20 protein-coding genes are annotated in these 18,357 nt (G+C 67.3%); 13 read left to right on the top strand and 7 right to left on the bottom strand.

All coding sequences use genetic code 11. The annotated features are described in order from the left end of the window. The first annotated feature begins 3 nt into the window (after positions 1-3). From ACILR9_RS26135 to ACILR9_RS26110, 6 genes are all read left to right on the top strand, one after another. Complete coding sequence (locus ACILR9_RS26135) at positions 4-756, top strand: ABC transporter ATP-binding protein (RefSeq protein WP_395712966.1); 753 nt, start codon at positions 4-6, stop codon at positions 754-756. Next, positions 753-1,514, top strand: coding sequence for an ABC transporter permease (locus tag ACILR9_RS26130; RefSeq protein WP_395712909.1), 762 nt, complete (start codon positions 753-755; stop codon positions 1,512-1,514). The genes ACILR9_RS26135 and ACILR9_RS26130 overlap by 4 nt, the downstream gene beginning before the upstream one ends. A 216-nt stretch (positions 1,515-1,730) precedes the next feature. Next, positions 1,731-2,642 (top strand): LysR family transcriptional regulator, encoded by a 912-nt coding sequence (locus ACILR9_RS26125; RefSeq protein WP_395712908.1) that lies wholly within the window; start codon positions 1,731-1,733, stop codon positions 2,640-2,642. 265 nt (positions 2,643-2,907) lie between these two features. Then, positions 2,908-3,879 (top strand): Bug family tripartite tricarboxylate transporter substrate binding protein, encoded by a 972-nt coding sequence (locus ACILR9_RS26120; protein WP_395712907.1) that lies wholly within the window; start codon positions 2,908-2,910, stop codon positions 3,877-3,879. Between the two features lie 16 nt (positions 3,880-3,895). Then, a complete protein-coding gene (locus ACILR9_RS26115) occupies positions 3,896-4,978 on the top strand; it encodes a hypothetical protein (protein WP_395712906.1) in 1,083 nt (360 codons plus the stop codon). Between the two features lie 19 nt (positions 4,979-4,997). Then, positions 4,998-5,519 carry a UGSC family (seleno)protein gene (locus ACILR9_RS26110; protein ID WP_395712905.1) on the top strand — a complete coding sequence of 174 codons (522 nt, stop codon included), beginning with the start codon at positions 4,998-5,000 and terminating at the stop codon, positions 5,517-5,519. A gap of 237 nt (positions 5,520-5,756) precedes the next feature. Here the strand turns inward: ACILR9_RS26110 and ACILR9_RS26105 are convergent, their stop codons facing one another. Then, positions 5,757-6,983, bottom strand: a complete 1,227-nt coding sequence (locus ACILR9_RS26105) for a cytochrome P450 (protein ID WP_395712904.1) — start codon at positions 6,981-6,983, stop codon at positions 5,757-5,759. A gap of 60 nt (positions 6,984-7,043) precedes the next feature. On the opposite strand from ACILR9_RS26105, the gene ACILR9_RS26100 reads away from it, so the two are divergent. The 5 genes from ACILR9_RS26100 to ACILR9_RS26080 all read left to right on the top strand — a co-directional run bounded on the left by ACILR9_RS26100 (position 7,044) and on the right by ACILR9_RS26080 (position 10,209). Further along, entirely contained in the window at positions 7,044-7,685 is a 642-nt protein-coding gene (locus tag ACILR9_RS26100) for a TetR/AcrR family transcriptional regulator (RefSeq protein ID WP_395712903.1), read from the top strand. Positions 7,686-7,702: 17 nt separating this feature from the next. Continuing rightward, positions 7,703-8,341 carry a Type 1 glutamine amidotransferase-like domain-containing protein gene (locus tag ACILR9_RS26095; protein WP_395712902.1) on the top strand — a complete coding sequence of 213 codons (639 nt, stop codon included), beginning with the start codon at positions 7,703-7,705 and terminating at the stop codon, positions 8,339-8,341. 154 nt (positions 8,342-8,495) lie between these two features. Next, a complete protein-coding gene (locus ACILR9_RS26090) occupies positions 8,496-8,792 on the top strand; it encodes a nucleotidyltransferase family protein (protein ID WP_395712901.1) in 297 nt (98 codons plus the stop codon). Then, the gene (locus ACILR9_RS26085; protein WP_395712900.1) at positions 8,782-9,120 is read left to right on the top strand and encodes a DUF86 domain-containing protein; all 339 of its coding nucleotides are present in this window, start codon (positions 8,782-8,784) and stop codon (positions 9,118-9,120) included. Before ACILR9_RS26090 ends, ACILR9_RS26085 begins: the two co-directional genes overlap by 11 nt. Positions 9,121-9,123: 3 nt before the next feature. Then, positions 9,124-10,209 carry a serine hydrolase domain-containing protein gene (locus tag ACILR9_RS26080; protein ID WP_395712899.1) on the top strand — a complete coding sequence of 362 codons (1,086 nt, stop codon included), beginning with the start codon at positions 9,124-9,126 and terminating at the stop codon, positions 10,207-10,209. A gap of 49 nt (positions 10,210-10,258) precedes the next feature. Here ACILR9_RS26080 and ACILR9_RS26075 read toward each other — a convergent pair whose 3' ends face one another. The 4 genes from ACILR9_RS26075 to ACILR9_RS26060 form a co-directional block, all read right to left on the bottom strand. Further along, on the bottom strand, positions 10,259-10,606 hold the full coding sequence (locus ACILR9_RS26075) for a GFA family protein (protein WP_395712898.1): 348 nt from the start codon (positions 10,604-10,606) through the stop codon (positions 10,259-10,261). Between the two features lie 241 nt (positions 10,607-10,847). Next, positions 10,848-11,495: a VOC family protein gene (locus ACILR9_RS26070; RefSeq protein WP_395712897.1), complete on the bottom strand. Its 648-nt coding sequence runs from the start codon at positions 11,493-11,495 to the stop codon at positions 10,848-10,850. Positions 11,496-11,850: 355 nt separating this feature from the next. After that, positions 11,851-13,455, bottom strand: a complete 1,605-nt coding sequence (locus ACILR9_RS26065; protein ID WP_395712896.1) for a hypothetical protein — start codon at positions 13,453-13,455, stop codon at positions 11,851-11,853. A 71-nt stretch (positions 13,456-13,526) separates the two neighbouring features. After that, on the bottom strand, positions 13,527-14,366 hold the full coding sequence (locus ACILR9_RS26060; RefSeq protein ID WP_395712895.1) for an enoyl-CoA hydratase-related protein: 840 nt from the start codon (positions 14,364-14,366) through the stop codon (positions 13,527-13,529). 118 nt (positions 14,367-14,484) lie between these two features. Between ACILR9_RS26060 and ACILR9_RS26055 the strand changes: the two genes are divergently transcribed. Then, positions 14,485-15,276 (top strand): enoyl-CoA hydratase, encoded by a 792-nt coding sequence (locus ACILR9_RS26055; protein ID WP_395712894.1) that lies wholly within the window; start codon positions 14,485-14,487, stop codon positions 15,274-15,276. A gap of 187 nt (positions 15,277-15,463) precedes the next feature. On the opposite strand, the gene ACILR9_RS26050 is transcribed toward ACILR9_RS26055, so the two are convergent. Together ACILR9_RS26050 and ACILR9_RS26045 are read right to left on the bottom strand one after the other, a co-directional pair. Then, a complete protein-coding gene (locus tag ACILR9_RS26050) occupies positions 15,464-16,390 on the bottom strand; it encodes a polysaccharide deacetylase family protein (protein WP_395712893.1) in 927 nt (308 codons plus the stop codon). Then, positions 16,387-17,307 carry a polysaccharide deacetylase family protein gene (locus tag ACILR9_RS26045; protein ID WP_395712892.1) on the bottom strand — a complete coding sequence of 307 codons (921 nt, stop codon included), beginning with the start codon at positions 17,305-17,307 and terminating at the stop codon, positions 16,387-16,389. The genes ACILR9_RS26050 and ACILR9_RS26045 overlap by 4 nt, the downstream gene beginning before the upstream one ends. Before the next feature lie 138 nt (positions 17,308-17,445). Here ACILR9_RS26045 and ACILR9_RS26040 point away from each other — a divergent pair. Beyond that, a partial coding sequence (locus ACILR9_RS26040; protein ID WP_395712891.1) for a GMC family oxidoreductase occupies positions 17,446-18,357 on the top strand: 912 nt, incomplete at its 3' end.

Below are 18,357 nucleotides of genomic sequence, written 5' to 3'. Positions count from 1 at the left end.
CCGCTGCACGTCCGCGATCTGACAATCTCCTACGGCGGCGGCGAACCGGTTCTCGAGGGGGCGAGCCTGTCGGTCGGCGCGGGCCGTTTCGTCAGCCTGGTGGGGCCCTCCGGTTCGGGCAAGTCGAGCCTGCTGCGCGCCGTGATCGGCCTGCAGCAGCCGCTGTCGGGCACCGTGGAGACCACGCTGACCCATGCCGAGATCGGTCTGTTGTTCCAGGATGATGCGCTGCTGCCGTGGAAGACGGCGCGCGACAACGTGGCGCTCGGCCTGACCTTGAACGGCGTCGAGCGCCGCAAGGCGCTGGCCGAGGCGGACGCCTGGCTGGAGCGGCTCGGCCTGTCCGGGTTCGGCGACCGCTTTCCGCGCCGTCTGAGCGGCGGCCAGCGCAAGCGCGTCGCGCTCGCCCAGGTGCTGGCGCGCCAGCCGAAGCTGATCCTGATGGACGAGCCGTTCGCCTCCCTCGACGCCATCGTGCGCGCCCGCGTGGTGCGCGACGTCGTCGCCCTGGTCGAGAGCGGCGGCATCAGCGTGCTGCTCGTCACCCACGATCTGGAGGAGGCGCTCAGCCTCTCCGACGACGTCTACCTGCTGTCACAGGGGCCGCGCGCCCACATCACCCAGCACTACCAGGTGGCGATTCCCCGGCCGCGCGATCCCGTGCACTCGCGCGCCCATCCTGCCTTCGCGCCGCTCTATGAACGGCTGTGGGATGACCTGTCGCGCGCGGTCGATCACCGCGTGGAGGCGGCATGAAGTCGCTGCTCGATCCGCGTTATGCCTGGGTGCGCCGCCTGCTCGCGCTGGGGCTGCTGCTGGCGGCGTGGGAAGCGGCGGGTGATGCCGGCCAGCTCAACCCGCTGTACGCGCCAACCCCGAGCCGGGTCTGGCTCGCGCTTGCCGACCTGTTCGCCGACGGGCGCATCTGGCCGCACCTCGAGGCGACCTTCTCGGCGGCGCTGGGCGGACTGGCGCTCGGCATCGTGGTCGGCGTCCTGCTGGGCGTTGCCGCCGCCCTGATCCCGCTGGTCGCCGAATTGCTCGAGCCGGTGATGAGCGTGCTGAACGCCATCCCGCGCGTCATCCTGGCGCCGCTGTTCGTGATCTGGCTGGGCATCGGCATCGCCTCGAAGGTCGCGCTGTCGTTCATCCTGGTGGCGGTGCTGATCTTCTTCACCGTGTTCACCGGCATCCGCCAGGTCGACCGCAAGCTGGTCGAGCGCGTCGTCACCCTGGGCGGCAATCGCCTGGACCTGGTGCGCCACGTCTACCTGCCATCGGTGACGGCCTGGGTGCTGGGCAACCTGAAAGTCGCCGTCGGCTTCGCCTTCACCGGCGCCTGCGTCGGCGAGTTCGTGGCGGCGACCCACGGGCTGGGATATCTGCTGTCGTTCGCCCAGAGCACCTACAATGCGGCGCTGATGTTCGCCCTGATCCTGCTGATCCTGGTCGTGGTAATGCTGATCTTCGCCATTGCCGGCCGCCTGGAGCGGCATCTGCTGCGCTGGAATTAGGCCTGTAACGTCGCCACTCCTTGTCGTCCTGAGCGTAGCGAAGGATCTCATCGCCAGAGGTTTCCGCATACACTCGTGGCAAACGGCGATGGGGTCCTTCGCTAGGCTCAGGACGACAGAAAAGCGCCCTTGCGGGCGCTCTTTGGGATGGCGCGGGGCTTGGTCTCGCAGTCCGCAAGACCATCGAGGCCGGGCAAAACCTGATACCGTCCCGTCATGGAACTGAAGCAGCTCGAGCATCTCCTTGCCGTGTGCAGCGCGGGCAGCTTCAGCAGCGCGGCCAAGCGTCTGGGCATCTCCCAGCCCACCCTGAGCAAGAGCATTGCCCGGCTCGAGAAGTCGCTTCGCGTCGAGCTGTTCGACCGCCGGGGCGGCCGGGCGACGCCGACGATCTATGGCCAGCTGGCCGCCGAGCACGCCGAGACGCTGCTGGCCGGCGTCGCGCGGCTCGGCGAGCAGCTGGTGCAGCTGGCCAAGGGCGAGGCGGGGGCCTTGCGGATCGGCGTCGGACCGGCAACGCGGGTCAGGCTGCTGCCGGAAGTGGTCCACCAGGTCGGCAAGAGCTTTCCGCACCTGCAGCTCGAGGCGCGTTACGACGACGTCCAGCATCTGCTGCGCTCGCTCCAGATGGACAAGCTCGATCTGGTCTTCTGCTACTACGAGGCACCGGACGAGCTCTCCGACTTCATCAGGGTCAGGATTCACGACGATCGGCGCATTGCCGTCGTGCGGCCGCGCCATCCGGCGTTGCGCCGCGCGCCGCTCACGGCCGAGCTGCTTCTCAAGTATCCCATCGCCAGTGTCGGCGCCGTGCCGAGCTTCCGCAGATGGCTCGGCGCGCTCAGCAGCGACGCGGCGCGCAACCTCAATGCCTTCGTGTCGGACGACTATGCCCTCGTGAAGGCGAGGCCGCTGGAGTCCGACTTCGTCGCCTGCGGACCGAAGTTCGTGTTCGACCAGGAACTGCGCGACGGCACGCTCGTCGAGCTGCCGCTGCAGACGGAGATCAAGTACGAGTGCTGGATGCTCACGACCGAGGCGAAGTGGCGGTCGCCCGTCGTGAAGAAGATCGCCGACTTCGCGCGGGCGGCGATGCGCCGCAAAGCGGCGAAGGCAGTGGCCGGATAGTCTTTTTCAACCCTCCCCCGTAATTGGGGGAGGTGGCCCGCAGGGCCGGAGGGGGGAAGCCCCAGGCGAGATCCTTCCAGTTCCGACGTCGGAACCAGAGGCGCCTCGACTGTGGCCTTCCCCCTCCGCCCCGTATGACGGGGCACCTCCCCCGATTACGGGAGAGGAATGCTTTCCCCATGCCTGCAGGCTATGGCCCATTCGGATATCGAGGGTGCCGCGGCCGGCGAACGTGATGCACATATCCAGCGACTCTGGTGAGGCCATGACACGCTGGACATTCCTGCTTTCCGCCCTGGCCCTGCTGCTGCTGCTGGCGAACGCCGGCCCGGCAGCGGCGCAGTATCCCGACAAGCCGGTGCGCATCGTCGTTCCGTTCACGGCCGGCGGGTCGCCCGACACGACCGCCCGGCGGGTGGCGCATCGCCTGACCCAGGAGCTGGGCCAGCAATTCGTGGTCGAGAACCGCCCCGGGGCGGCCGGCAATATCGGCGCCGAATCGGCGGCGCGGGCCGCACCGGACGGCTACTCACTGCTCATCATGGCCAACAGCCATGTCATCAATCCGGCCCTCTATGCCCGCGTCAACTACGACCCGGTGAAAGACTTCGTGCCGATCTGCCTGCTGGTGCGCGGCGGGCACATGATGGTGGTGCCGGCCGCCAGTCCGGCCAGGACGGTCGGCGAATTCGTCGAACTCGCCAAGGCGCAGCCCGGCAAGCTGTTCTATGGCTCCGGCGGCTCGGGAAGCCCCGCCCACCTGGCGGCGGAAGCCTTCCGGCAGGCGACCGGCATCGACTACGTGCACGTGCCCTACAAAGGCGCCCCGGAGACCGTCCGCGCCCTGCTGGCCGATCAGGTCCAGGTCGGTTTCCCGACCTTCGACACCGCACTGTCCCAGGTCCGGCAGAATGCGCTGCGCGCTCTTGCCACGACTGGCTCGAAGCGGTCGCGGCTGCTGCCCGACACACCGACCCTGCTCGAGGCGTTGCCCAAGGGGTTCAGCCTGGAAGGATGGCTTGGCCTGGTGGCACCGGCGGGAACCCCGCCCGAGGTCGGGCAGACCATCGTCGCCGCCCTGACCAAGGCGCTGAAGGATGCCGCTTTCCGCGAGGCGCTGGAGAGTGGCGGCCAGGAGATCGACTTCCTGCCCGGCTCCGAGTTCGGCGCCCTGCTGCCCGGCGAGCTCGTGAAGTGGAAGACGCTTGTCCAGAGCGTCGGCGCGAAGGTCGAGTAGGGAAGGGCCACGACACATGGCATCACCGGCACCGCGCATTCACGAAGCGCCCGACGATCTCCTCGCCGCCATCGACTATTGCTACGAGCAGGGCTGGACCGACGGCCTGCCAGTCGTGCCGCCGGCCGTCGAGCGCGTGAAGACGATGCTCGCGGTCGAAGCGCGGCCTGCCGAGACGGTGATCGCCCGCCATCCCGCGACCGGGCTCGAGCTCTCCCTGCATGCCGCCGCGGTGAATGCCGTGATGGCGGGCTGCCTGCCCGAGCACTTCCCGGTCGTCGTCGCGGCCTTCGAGGCGATGGACCACCCGGACTTCAATTTCCACGGCTCGACCGCCAGCACCGGCGGTTCGGCGCCGTTGCTCATCGTCAGCGGGCCGTACGCCGATGCGATCGGCATGAATTCCGACGTCAACCTGTTCGGCCCGGGCAATCGCGCCAACGGCACGATTGGCCGCGCGGTGCGCCTCGTCCTGCGCAACGTCTTCCAGATGCTGCCCGGCATTTCCGACAAGTCGACCCAGGGCAATCCGGGCAAGTACAGCTTCTGCATCGCCGAACGGTCGCGCGGCAACCCGTGGCCTCTGCTCAGCGAGGCCCAGGGCTATGCCAAGGGAACGTCGAGCGTCACGGTGTTCGCTGGCGGCGGCTTCGCCAATGTCGAGAACCATGGCGGCAATACGCCCGAGCAGGTGTTGCTCTCGGTAGCCGATGCAATGGCGAGCTACGGCTGCATCAGCCTGGGCCAGAGCGTCGTCATCCTGGCGCCCGAGCATATGAAGGTCGTGAGCGATGCCGGCTGGTCGCGCGAGAACGTGCAGGATTTTCTCTTCGCCCAGGCGCGGCGCCCCGTCGAGGGCATGAAGAGCGCCGGCAAGTTCCGTGATCGCGAGTACGACGCGCAGCATGGCGAGACAGCCCATGCGCTCGCCGAAGCGGGATACATGCATCGCGGCCTGCGGCCCGACGACATCCTGGTCACCATGGGCGGGGGCGATGCCGGCGGCCATTCCTGCTTCATTCCATCGTGGAGCCGCGGCCGTGCCTCGATCCTGCAGCACGCCCCGGTCGCCCTGCCGGCCGACGGCAAACGCAGCTAGAAAACAGGAGACCCGTTCGATGCAGCTCTACTCACCGCAGTCCACGACACCCAAGCGCCGGGCCTTCCGCGCGCCGCCGCTCGACAGGCTCGACGGCCTCAGGATCGGCATCCTGGAGAACGGCAAGCTCAATGCCGACGAGATGCTGCGCGAGGTGGCCAACCTGTTCGTCGAGCGCCACGGCTGTACCGTGCGAACGGTCGCCTCGAAGAAGAACGCCAGCGCGCCGGCCCCGGCCACGACCCTGGTGAACCTCGCGCAGGAGGTCGATTTCCTGGTCACCGGTTTGGGGGATTGAGGCTCCTGCTCAACGTGCAGTTTGCACGACAGCATCAGCTTCGAGCAGCTCGGCAAGCGGTCCGTGGTGATCTGCACCACGCCGTTCGAGGTGACGGTGAAGAACATCGCCCGGGTCCTCGGCCTCGCCGACTACCCGTTCGTCAAGGTCCAGCATCCGATCGGCAGCTGCACGCTGCGGGAGCTCAAGGTTCGCGCCGAGGCAGCCTACCAGCAGGCCCTGGCGATCCTGCAGAAGGAGTAGCGGGCGGTGCGCCGGGTCGGGTCGCGCTTGCTTGGACGGTTGCTCGCTTGGCTGGGATGGCTGCCGAACAGGCACTATCGCCCTGAGCGCCACTACATGCGCGGTCCCGGCCCGGCCGCTGAGACGAGGTCACCGGCCAGATCCGCCAAGCATCAGGCTCCGCTTCCGCGCTAGTTCAGGGCAGGGCCTTCTCAGCTCTTCATTCTCCTCCTCAGCTTCGCTGGGGAGGAGAAAAGATCACGCCGCCAGCATCACCGGCAGCTTCTTCACGCCGCGCAGGATCAGCGAGTCGTGCCAGTCGGGCTCGCCCGGGCACAGCGTTATGCGAGGCAGGCGCTCGCTGAGCCGGATTGCGGCGATCTCGGCTTCCAGGCGGGCGAGCGGGGCACCAAGGCAGAAATGGATGCCGTGGCCGAACGTCACGTGCGGGTTCTGGGCGCGGCCGATGTCGAAGCGATTGGGGTCGTCGAAGGCCTCGGGATCGCGGTTGGCCGAGTTCATGAAGGCGAACACGCGCTGGCCTTCGCGGATGGCCTTGCCGGCCATCTCGAGGTCGGCGGCAGCGACGCGGGCCAGCGCGCCTGACGGTCCGTCGTAGCGCAGATACTCCTCGACCGCGCTTGCCGCCAGCGTCGGGGCGGCGACCAGGCGCTCCCACTGGTCGCGATGTCTCATCGAATAGAGGAAGCCGTTGCCGATCAGGTTGGTCGTCGTCTCGTGGCCGGCGAACAGCAGCAGGATGCAGGTGCCGATGATCTCGTCGGTGCTGAGCGCATCGCGATCGTCGCGCGCCAGCACCAGCTGGCTGATCGTATCGGCGCGCGGTTCGCGCGTGCGGTCCTCGACCAGGCCGCGGAAGTAGACCGACATCGCCTTGGCGCCGACCTCGGCGCGCAGGTACTTGTTGCCGGCGACCTGGGCGGTGCCGATGAACAGGGCGATGTCATCCGACCACACCTTGACCTGCTCGAGGTCGGCGCGCGGCACGCCCAGCAGGTCCATGATCACCGAGGCGGGCAGGGGATAGGCGAAGTCGGCGATGAAATCCACCGGATCGCCGCGGCGCGCCTTGGCCAGCATGCCGTCGATCAGGTGGGCGACGATGTCCTCGATGTTCGGCCGCAGGTTGGCGACCGCGGTCGGCGTGAAGGCCTTGTTGAACAGCCGCCGCAGCCGCGTGTGATCGGGTGGGTCGCGGAACACCATCCAGTGATTGAGATAGCGCACCAGGCTGTCGAGCGAGCCGTTGCGATAGTCGGGATTCGACTTGAAGAAGGGGGTCAGCCGGTCGGCCGAGATCTCGCGATTGTTGAGCGCGACCTGTCGCACGTCGGCGTAGCGCGTCACGATCCAGGCCTTCATGGCGGGCGACCAGTGCACCGGGTCCTCGGCGCGCAGGCGGGCGAACTCGGGGAACGGGTTGGCATTGGTGGCGGGATTGCCGAGATCGAACACGTAAGCCATGGCGCCAAGGCTAGCGCCCGGCCGCTGACCAAACAAGTGTTTGGTGGTAGGCTGGTGCCCATGTCGCGCGAAAAGCTGCTCTCCGTCTCGGCCCGCCTGTTCGCCAGGGGCGGCTTCGAGGCCACGTCGATGCGCGACATCGCCAAGCAGGCCGGCATGCTGGCCGGCTCGATGTACTATCACTTCCCGTCCAAGAACGACCTGATCGCCGCCGTGTACCAGGCCGGCGTGGCCGAGATCGACGCCGCCGTCGACCGCGCGATGACGGGCAGGCAGGACCCGTGGGAGCGACTGGAGGCGGCCTGCATCGCCCATCTCGAGACCTTGCTGGCCGACGCGGCCCACGCCGCCGTGATGACCGCGGAGCTGCGACGCCTCGATGCGCGGCTGCGCCGGCGCCTGGTCGTCCTGCGCGACCGATACGAACGCCGCTTCATCGAGCTCGTGGACGCTCTGCCCTTGGCGGCGGAGACGGACCGGACCCTGTGGCGCCTGCATCTGTTGGGGGCGTTGAACGGGACGGCGACGTGGTACCGTCCGGGCGGCAAGTCGCCGATGGCGATCGCCCGGGGCCTGGTGTCCATGTTGGGCCCGGACCGGTCGGCTGCGTCGACGTTGCCCGAGTCGCGCCCGCACGGACGCCAGGCTCCCGCCGCCGAACGACTGGCTGGAGGGAACAGAGCCTTTCGCGCCACGGGTTGAGTTGCTACGACCGGCCGATGCGGCTCTATCTTTCGTCTTTCGATGTCGGGAACAACCCCGACGAGCTCGTGGCGCTGGCCGGCACGGCGCGCCGTGCCGCGATCATTCTGAATGCGCTCGACCATCGGCCGCAGGCACGCGCCGGTTGGCTGGAGCGTCAAACGAGCAAGCTCGTCGGACTGGGTTTCAGCGTCGTCGAGCTCGATCTACGGAATCACTTCGGAGCGGCCGCGCAGCTGCAGCAGGTGGTGAGTGAAGTCGACCTTGTCTGGATCAATGGTGGCAATTCCTTCATTCTTCGCCGGGCCATGAAGCAAAGTGGCTTCGATGTGCTCGTGAGAGACGCCGTCGAGCGGGACGCGATCGTCTACGCCGGGTTCAGCGCCGCGGCCGTGATGTCTTTCACGAGCCTCAAGGGCCTGGAGCTGACCGACAATCCGCACGAGGTTCCCGTCGGCTACGATCCCGAGATCGTGTGGGAAGGCCTGGGCTTCGTGCCGTTTGCCATCGCCGTCCACTTCAAGTCGGATCATCCGGAGTCTGCGTCGGTCGATCGCGAGATCGCCTTCTACGAAGAATCCGGCATCCCCTATCGAACACTGAGAGATGGCGAAGCCTTGGTGATCCATGGCAGGCACGAGAAGGTCGTCGGTTAGGGTGACTGACGCTGATCGATCTGTCGCACTTCCCGCGAAGTGGAGCCAATCAAGCACTGATTGGCGATCTTGGATGGCACCGTAGGAGAACGGGCGAATCAATGTCTTGCATGGTACATGGAAACGACACGTCGATCGGCGTAGAATAAGCCTTATGAAGCGCGATCAGATTATCGCCACATTGAAGGCGGCCGAAACGGAACTGCGCAAGCGTGGGATCCGCCATGCGGCGCTGTTCGGGTCGATCGCGCGAGGCGAGGAGCGGCCCGATAGCGATATCGACATTCTGGTGGAGTTCGAGCCAGGCCAAGAAGGCTCGATCTACGACTACGTGCGGCTCAAGGAATATGTTGCAGGACTCTTTGAGGGGCCGGTCGATGTGATCGACCGCGATGCGCTGAAGCCTGACCTGCGCGCTCCCGCTGTGCGCGATACCGTGTATGCCTTCTGAGAAGGAAAGCGGCGCGCTCCGCGAGATCCTCCGTAACATCAAGCTCGCCGAGCAGTTCGCGCAAGGTCATACTTTCGAGACTCTGCAGGCCGACGAGAAGGCCCTCTACGCGATCGTGTGCTGTCTGGAAATCATATCCGAAGCCTCCCGTCGGTTGTCCGACGAGCTCAAGGCGCGGCACCCAAGCATCGAATGGCGAGAGATGGCGGCGGCGGGCAACGTCTACCGTCACAAATACGAAGACGTGACAGCTCGGCGCGTCTGGAAGACGGTGCAGGATCATCTGATGCCACTGCGGATTGCGATCGAGCGCGAAGCGAGCAGGTAGCGGATGCGTGAGCAAGACTGGCCGCACCGCGTCATCCGGCGTGGCGGCGTGGTGCGGCCGCTCGCGCCGCACGCCCGTTCGCTCGCGGACCTGACCTTCGACGTGGGCGACGTCCGCGTCAGTGTGAGCGACTACATGACCCGCCGCCGCACGGCCGGGCTCCTGATCCTGAAGGACGGCGACATCGCCCTGGAGCGCTACGGAAAGCGCGGCGGCCCGGAGATCCTTTGGACAAGCTTCTCGACCGCCAAGTCCGTGACCTCGACGCTCTGTGGCGCCGCGCTCCACGACGGCGCCATCGCCAGCCTGGACGATCGCTGCGACCTCTACCTGCCGCGGCTGCGCGGCTCGGTCTATGAGGGCGTCACCATCCGCAATGTCATGCGGATGTGCTCGGGCGTGGCCTGGAGCGAGGAAGACGAAGGACGCGCCGACGCCGGAGGCCTGACCCGGGCCCTGGCGAGCCGGCGGCCAGGCGCCGTCCTGGACCTCGTGTGCAGTCTGCCGCGCGCTCATCCGCAGGGTGTCGTCTTCAATTATTCGACCGGCGAGAGCTGCCTGCTTGGCGCGCTAGTCGCGGCTGCCACGGGCCGGCCGCTGGCCGACTACTGCGCCGAGACGATCTGGGGGCCTGCCGGCATGGAGGCCGACGGGCGCTGGCTCCTCGAGTCCGAGGACGGCCTCGAGATGGGCGGGTTCGGCGTCAGTGCGCGCCTGCGCGACGTCGGCCGATTCGGCCAGTTCGTGCTGGAGAACGGCGAAGCGTTCAATGGCCGACGGATTCTGCCACCCGGCTGGCGCGACCTCGCCGGCCAGCCCGACAGCGCGCCCACGGGCTTCGGCCGGCTGATGCCTGCCTCCCCGTGGGGATACGGCTACCAATGGTGGGCGCTGCCGCACCTGCCGACCGGCATCCACGCCGGCGCCTTCTCGGCGATCGGATCCTTCGGCCAGTACATCTACGTCCATCCGACCGCGCAGCTGGTCGCTGCCATCCAGAGCGCGTGGCGCCAGCATGAAGACATCGATGCCACCGTCGAGACCTTCGCGCTGCTGCGAGCTGCGGTGCTCGCCCTCCGACCGGACTAACCCTCCCCCGGACGCTTGCCCGGATAGACCGGCAGGCCATCGGCGAGCTTTACCCAGCTGAGACCCGAGGCGGCGTAGATGTGAGTCTCGGGCGGCACCTGCTCGGGGTCGTCAGGGAGCCTGTGGTGATGTCGATTTCGTCCGGATAGTGCGTCGATTGGAAGGTGATGGGCGTGCCGCATCTGGTGCAGAATGTGCGGGTCGCATGCTCCGACGACTTGAAGCTGGTCAGTTCACCCGCCACGAGCCGGAACGATGCCGGAGGAACCGTGAACCACGCAACGAATGGCGCGGCGCTGGCACGCCGGCAGATCGAGCAATGGCAACCCGTCGAATGGTAGGGGGTGCCATCGACCTCGTAGCGGACGGCGCGGCAGCAGCAATGACCCTTGAGCATGATGACCTCCTCGGCGGGCGGCGACCGCTCTTGCTGCAACGTCCGATACGCACATCAGTGCCATGAGGCAGTCGAACTAGAGCGGCATTTTCTTATATTGATCATGCTCTTCCGGACCGCAGCGACGCGGTTTACCGCGTCGGACTCGCTCAGATTCATGAGCGAGCGCGACGCGGTCCGGAAGAGCTTGAACGTGATATTTCTCGAATGCTCACCCGCTTCCGCATGAACCGATCACGCTCTAGGTCGCCGGCCCGGCAAACAGCAGAAGATTGCCGTCGGGGTCGCGGACGATGAAGGTCCGGGCGCCCCATGGCTCCTGCTTCAAGGTTTGCAGGAAGTCGACGCCGGCGGCCTGGTACTGGACGAAAAGCTCGCGGATCTCGGCGGCGCTGTCGACCGTCATCGAGGCGGCGAGTAGCTGCTCGCGGTCGCGGATGTCGCCGACGAAAATCGGCTCGCAGATCATGCGCAGGTTGAGGCGTGCATTGTCGCGTCTGACCTGGCCATAGAACGGCGGCTCGCCGTAGGTGAAGACCACCGTGAAGCCGAGCTTCGTGGTGAAGTAGTCGCTCGAGGCCTTGATGTCGGCGACATAGAGCTCGGCTTCGACCTCGGTCAGGAGCGGTGCCACGCTCTCGGGCTTGACGGTGTCGGGCATGGCCTGGACGCCGTCCCGGAGCGCCTGCCAGCTGTCGAAGCCAGATTGACGGGCGACCAGTTCCTGGGCGTCGCTAAGCTTGAACTCGGCCTCCAGGACCTGCCGGTCGGTCAGGCCCTTGTAGCGGGAGAGCATGGTGCGGATCTGGGCCGCCACCGGATAGTAGCGGTCGCGATGCCAGCGCACGTAGAGCTTGGCTTGCTTCTTGAGATTCTCGAGGTTCGGCATGGGCGCATCGTTGGTTGTGTGAGGTAGGTGGGCATAGCCCCTTCGGCCTCAGCCGATGCGCCCTACTGCAACGATGGGAGAGTTGGCTGTATGGACGGGGTTGTCAACGGCGATCGCCGGGAGCGTGCCGCTTAAGGCGGAGTAACCTCCGCCGACATGGCGCTCATCTCATTCTCCTCTTCAGCTTTGCTGGGGAGGTGTCCGCGTAGTCGCGGACGGAGAGGTCATGAGCAACCTCTCCTGTGCCCTTGACCCCTCCGTCGCGTATGACGCGACACCTCCCCAGCAAAGCTGGGGAGGGAAAATGAGAAGGCGCATTCCCGGCGCAGACTTTCTTGTGCTAGTCGCGGCCTCTTCAGGCCAGCTCGGCGACGCCCAGCGCCTTGCCGAAGCGCCGGCTGCAGTCCAGCGCATCGCCATATTTGCGATGTCGCGCCGTGTGTTGTGCCGCGGCGAGCAGGAGGCGGCCGCGATGGGGGTTCCGGTTCTTGCCGTAGTCCTCCAGCATGCACAACGCGATCTCCTGGTTGTGCGGGTCGTTGCCGAGGCGCGAGCAGGCGTAGGCCAGCGCGCGCACCAGCGGCGCCGTGTCGTGGCCGCTCTCGAGACAGGTTTCCACCCAGCCCAGCGCCTTGGGCGCATCGAGGGCGATGCAGGCGGCCTCGACCCGGCTGGCCAGCTCGTCGGCGCTCAAGGCGGCCGCGTTGGCAGGCAGCTCGAGGCGCGGCTGCGTGAGATCGCCGGTCAGCTTCTGATGCCAGGCGGCCTGGTTGAGATAGGTGGCCGCCAAGTAGAGCAGCTTCAGCCGCTGCGGATGATCGAAGGTGTCCCAGAACCAACCCAGCGTGTTGCAGTACTCGTAGCAATGCTGGGGCAGGGAGAAGTTCAGCTCGTCGTGCGTCTCGATGACGACCTGTGCCGCGCCGACCTGGATCGCATCCATGATCGCGCGCGGGCTCTTGCCGGCCTTCAGCAGCGCCGTGAGATGCACGGCGAACGCCGGCTCGGGCTCACGCAGAATGACCTCGATCAGCGCCTCGGTCTCGGCGGCATCGAGCGGGGCCTTGTTGTTGGCAAGGATGGCGCGCTCCTGCTCGGTCGTGCCGCTGTAGGGCACGGCGTGCAAGGTCTGGCCCTCGAGGTAGATCATGATCGCGTTGCTGGCCGACTCGTAGAGCGAGTACCAGCGCGGGCCGACCGCGATGTCGAGCGCGCCGGCATAGAGCACGTCGTGCGCCATGTCCCAGCCGATCGCGTCGCCGAGCTCGACGGTGGCGCGGGCGCGGAACGATTTGTGGCCGGTGGTGTACGACCTGTTGTGGAAGGAGCGGTCCTGCACGTCGATCAGCCCGGCGAAGCAAAGCTCGGCCAGCGCGGCCCGCCGTTCGGCCGGGTTCTGCATCAGGCCGAGGAAGACGCGATAGGCCTCGATCACCTGGCCGCGATGGACCAGCGTCATCCACTGCCCGAGACGCTTGCTGAGCGGGCCGTCCAGCGCGAGCGGCGGCTGGTCGGGCCAGTGCACGACCGGCACCGGCGGCGGACCGTCGGGCATCTGGAAGCCGCGCGCGTAATGGCCGGGCGCCTTGGCGATCTTCTGGTTCCAGATGTCGAGGCCGGTCGGGATGTACCAGATGGTCTGCGCCATCGGCAGGCCCGACGCGCCGCCCGGCAGCATGCGCGAGAGGTGCAGGCTGGTGCGCGCGCTCAGCAGGCAATGGTCATTGTTGACGAAGTTGACGTACCCATCGTCCATCCGCTCGTGATAGGGCACGTGGGTGTAGGGCCCGTGGATGCGCACCGCTTCGCGCAGCATCTCGGTCAGGGGTCGGCCCTCGCGCACCAGCCCGTAATAGACCTCGCTCGCACCCTTCTGGTCGCGCGCCATGACGCGCTCTTCCAACGCGGCGTAGGCAGGCTCGGGACGTGTATTCGCGGCGGTGACTGAGTCAGGCGGCATGGCGGCGATCTCCAGCGGCAACCTTCGGCGATGCCGCCATTAGACGCCCGCCGGCGGCGCCTTCCAAGCCGCTATTTCACCCACGGACCGAAAGGCGGCATGTCCTTGCTGGGTTTCAGGGGAAAATCCGGCGGCCGCTTCTCGAAGAACGATTTTATGCCTTCCTGGGCGTCGGCGCCGGCGGCGAGATAGCCGACGCATTGCAAATCGAGCGTTACCGCATCGAGCGGATCCTGGGCGCCCAGCATGCTCCACATCAGGCGCCGGTTGACCGCCGCGGCGACGGCCGACGAGGTGCTGGCGGCGAACTTGCGGGCCAGGGCCTGCGCCGCCGGCACGAGGTCCTCGGGCGCGTGGACGGAGCGCACCAGGCCGCCCGTCAGCGCTTCCTCGGCGCCGAACAGCTCGGCGGTCATCACCCATTCCTGCGCCCGCTGCATGCCGACCAGCCGGGGCAGGAACCAGCACGAACCGGCTTCCATGGCCATGCCACGCTTGTTGAAGACGAAGCCGATGCGCGCCGTGCTCGACATCAGGCGGATGTCCATCGGCAGGCACATGGTGATGCCGACGCCGACGGCGGCGCCGTTGATCGCCGCCACGATCGGCTTCAGGCAGTTGAAGATGGCAAGCGTGATCGAGTCGCGGGCGTCGCGCTTCTGCGGCGCCTTGCCGTCGTTCCACACCTGGAAGGCGCCGCTGCCGCCCGAGATGTCCGCGCCGGCGCAGAAGGCGCGGCCGGCGCCGGTGACGACGATGGCGCGGACATCGTCCATCCCGTTCACGCGCTGGAAGAAATCGATCAGCTCGCGGCTCATCACCGTATTGAAGGCGTTGAGCTTGTCGGGTCGGTTGAGCGTCACGGTCATCACGCCGTCGACCAGCTCGGCGAGCAAGGTTTCGTATGCCATGGCGCCGCATATCCTCCTGAAAGGGTTCCGCTCAGCGAGGCGGAATACCGTTGCGCGACTGCGCGCTTTACGAAACATTCGCCGCCAGCCAAGGCTTTCGCAATACCGGAGGAACCCGATGTCTCACCTGCTGAAATCCGTCGAAGAGGGCGTGATGAAGATCGTCTTCAACCGGCCCGAGGCGATGAACGCCCTGTCGCGCGACATGATGTCGGGTCTGCAGGATGCGCTCACCGAGGCGGCGGGTTCGCGCGACATCGGCTGCGTCGTGGTGCGCGGCGCCGGCGACAAGGCGTTCTGTGCCGGCGGCGACGTGAAGTCGATGGCGGCAGGACGCGACCAGGAAAAGACCTACGAGGACAAGGTCCACGACATCCGTATGCGCATGCAGGTCTCCGAGCTGCTGCATGAGATGGGCAAGCCCACCATCGCCATGGTGAACGGCGTCGCGGCGGGCGCCGGCCTGTCGCTGGCGCTGGCCGCCGACATGCGCTTCGTCGGCAAAAGCGCGCGCATGACCACGGCGTTTGCCAAGGTGGGCTTCTCGGGCGATTTCGGCTCGCACTATTTCCTGCACAAGCTGGTCGGCACGGCCAAGGCGCGCGAGCTCTACTTCACCGCCGAGATCCTGAATGCCGAGCAGATCGAGAAGCTCGGCCTCGCCAATCGCGTGGTCGACGACGCCAACCTCGAGAGCGAGACCATGGCGTTCGCGAAGAAGCTCGCGGCGGGCCCGCGCGTGGCGTGGTGGCACGTCAAGAAGAACATGAAGATCGCGGAAGAGGGTACGCTCTCCGAGGCGCTCGATTCGGAAGCTGCGCGCATGATCCGCACCGGTGAAACCGAGGACCACAAGGAAGCCGCACGCGCCTTCGTCGAGAAGCGCGCGCCGGTGTTCAAGGGGTACTGATTTCATTCACCTCCCCCGTCTTACGGGGGAGGAGGGCCGGAGGGGGAAGGCCTCAGTCGCGATTTTTCATGAACCCGACGTCGGACTCATAGGAATCTCGACTGAGGCTCTCCCCCTCCGCCCCCTATCGGGGGCACCTCCCCCGATGACGGGGGAGGGAGTCCGACGTCGGGACTCGAAGCATCCCTCAAGCCCGCCACGCATCGACGATCTCCGCGCCGGTCGCCGGCCAGACGCCGGCGTGGGCTAGGAGGCGGTCGAGCAGCGTGCCCAGGGCGCGGATGCGGTGCGGCTGGCCCATCAGCCAGGGCGTGATGGTGAGGCCGAGGATGCGGCCGCCGCCGGTGCGGCCGGCCTCGGCGTAGAGCGTCGCGAAGGCGCGCAGCACCTGCTCGACGAACTCGGCCGTGTCCATGTGCTGCTGGAACAGCAGGCGCTGATCGGACAGGTCCCAGGCGAGCGGCATTGCCGTCAGAGCTCCTGCCGACGTCGTCACCGGATAGGGCATGTCGTCGTTGATCCAGTCGGCGACGTAATCGAGGCCGGCCCCAGCCACGAGATCGAGCGTGCGCATCGATTCCGAATGGGCCGGCGAATGCCAGCCGCGAATCGTCGAGCCGAAGACGCCGCGCAGATCGCCCACCGCCTGCTCGACCAGCGCCCGCTCCGCGGCCTCGGCGAGCCCGCCGTGATGCAGCTTGCCCATGTCGACGCCGGCCGCGGCGACCTCCCATCGGCTGGCCGCGATCTCCTTCGCCAGCGCCGGGTAGCGCGTGGCGACCGCGCTGTTCAGCAGCGCCGTCGCGCGAAGCCCGCGCGCATCGAGCGCGCGCATCAGGCGATAGATGCCGACCCGGTTGCCGTAGTCGCGCTGGGTATAATCCCAATAGCTCGGATAGGGCCGGTCGACGCCGCCCGGCGCCACGAACGGCGTGCGCGGCATGTCCATGGGGAAGTGCCCGACATGGACGGCGACCCACAGCGCCACCCGCGCCTTGCCCGGCCACACCACCGGCTTCGCTTGCGGCAGGTTGCGATGCGGGAAACGATCGTGGTCGAGCCCGCGCCGCCGCCACTTGTAATCGAGGTAGTTTGGGATGCCGGGGCCGCTCATCGCCGGCCTCCCGGCGTGCCCGCGGCCAGCCAGGCCGACACCGCGTCGTAATAATGCTCGGTGTACCAGGCGGCGATCTCGCGCCCCGTGGCCAGCCACACGCCGTCGTGCGCCACGATGTGGGCCAGCGCCGCGTCGAGGGCTGCGATGCGCTGCGGCTGGCCGATCAGGAAGGGATGCAGCGGCAGGCACATCACCGTGCCGTTCTCCGCGCCCTCGGCATAGAGCTGGTCGAACTGCGCCTCGACCATCGCGGTGTAGCGCTCGACCGGCGTGTTGCGGTTCTGGAACAGCGGCACGTCGTTGACCTCGAGCGAATAGGGCACGCTGATCAGCCGGCCGTTGCGCACCTTGACCGGCATCGGCTGGTCGTCGTGGACCATGTCGAGCGTGTACTTGATGCCCTCCTCGGCCAGCACGTGCTGCGTGGTCTCGTCGTTGGTGATGGCGGGCGTCAGCCAGCCGTCGAGCGACTGGCCGCTGTATTTCCGGATGGTCTCGCGGCTGTCGGCGATCACCGCACGCTGCTGGTCCTCGGTCAGATCGTAGAAGTAGCGCGTGTTGTAGGTGCCGTGGCTGAACAGCTCCCAGCCGAGCGCGCAGCAGCGCTCGATGATCTCGGGATAATGATCGCAGACGGCGACATTCAGCGACACGCTGCCGCGCACGCCGTGCCTTTCCATCACCTCGGCCATGCGCCAGAAGCCGGTGCGGTTGCCGTAGTCGCGGTGCGAGTAGTTCAGGATATCGGGCACCGGCCGCGGCCACGGCGTCTTGCGCGGATTGTCGGGCGGCTCGAGCTCGTAATGCTCGATGTTGGGCGCGAGCCAGACCGCGATGCGCGCTCCGCCCGGCCAGACGATGCGCGGACGGCCGCTGTACGGCGCGTAGTCGTAATGCCCAGGTTCGGCCAGCATCCGATTCCCCCTCCGACGAAGACGTGGGCGACACTGTAGTCCAGATTTCCGCCCGCCGGGCAGCGGAAGCGGATGACTCGGGCGCCGATGACCTTATTCTGCCGCGCTCACCCTCAACAGGACGGCGACAAGGCGATCATGGACGACGAGTACGACTACATCATCATCGGCGGCGGCTCGGCGGGCGCCGTTCTGGCGGCGCGTCTCAGCGAAGACCCCGCCGTGCGCGTCCTGCTGCTCGAGGCCGGCTTCGATTTCCGCACCGCCGAGACGCCGCACCATCTGCGCATCCCCAATCCGCTGCGCGCCATCGCCGACGACAATTACCGTTGGCCCAAGCTCCTGGCACGGCGCACCGAACGCCAGGAGCCCAAGCTGCTGTGGCGCGGACGGGCGATCGGCGGCAGCTCGAGCATCAACGGCCAGATCGCCATCCGCGGCGTGCCCGACGATTTCGCGGACTGGGCCGCCGCCGGCTGCACCGGCTGGGGCTGGCAGGACGTGCTGCCCTATTTCCGCAAGCTCGAAAGCGACGTCGATTTCGGCGACGCCCCCTATCACGGCAGCGCTGGGCCGATCCCGGTCTATCGCGCGCCGGTCGAGGCGTGGGGCCACGTCGATCGGGCACTGATGAAGGCGGCCCTGGCCCTGGGCTACGGCTGGTGCGCCGATCACAACGCGCCGGAAGGCAGCGGGGTCGGCCCCTACGCCATCAACAGCCGGCAAGGCCTGCGCATCTCGACCAACGACGCCTATCTCGAGCCGGCACGCGGGCGGCCGAACCTGACCGTGGTCGGCCAGGCCGTCGTCGATACACTGCGGGTCGAGGGCAATCGCGCGCATGTGAGCGGCGTCAACGTAAGCGTGGGCGGCGAGCGCCGGAGCGTGCGCGCGCGCCGCGAGGTCATCCTGTCGGCCGGCGCCATCCATTCGCCGGCGATCCTGCAGCGCACCGGCATTGGACCCGCCGCCTGGCTGGGCGAGCTCGGCATCGCCGTCGTCGCCGACCGCCCGGTCGGCCGCCATCTGCTCGACCATCCCATCCTCGGC

It is taken from the genome of Reyranella sp. (genome assembly GCF_044224635.1).
In the GTDB taxonomy this organism is placed as follows: domain Bacteria; phylum Pseudomonadota; class Alphaproteobacteria; order Reyranellales; family Reyranellaceae; genus Reyranella.
The sequence above is the reverse complement of the archived record's forward strand: the minus strand, read 5'-3'. Positions and strand labels throughout refer to the sequence as shown.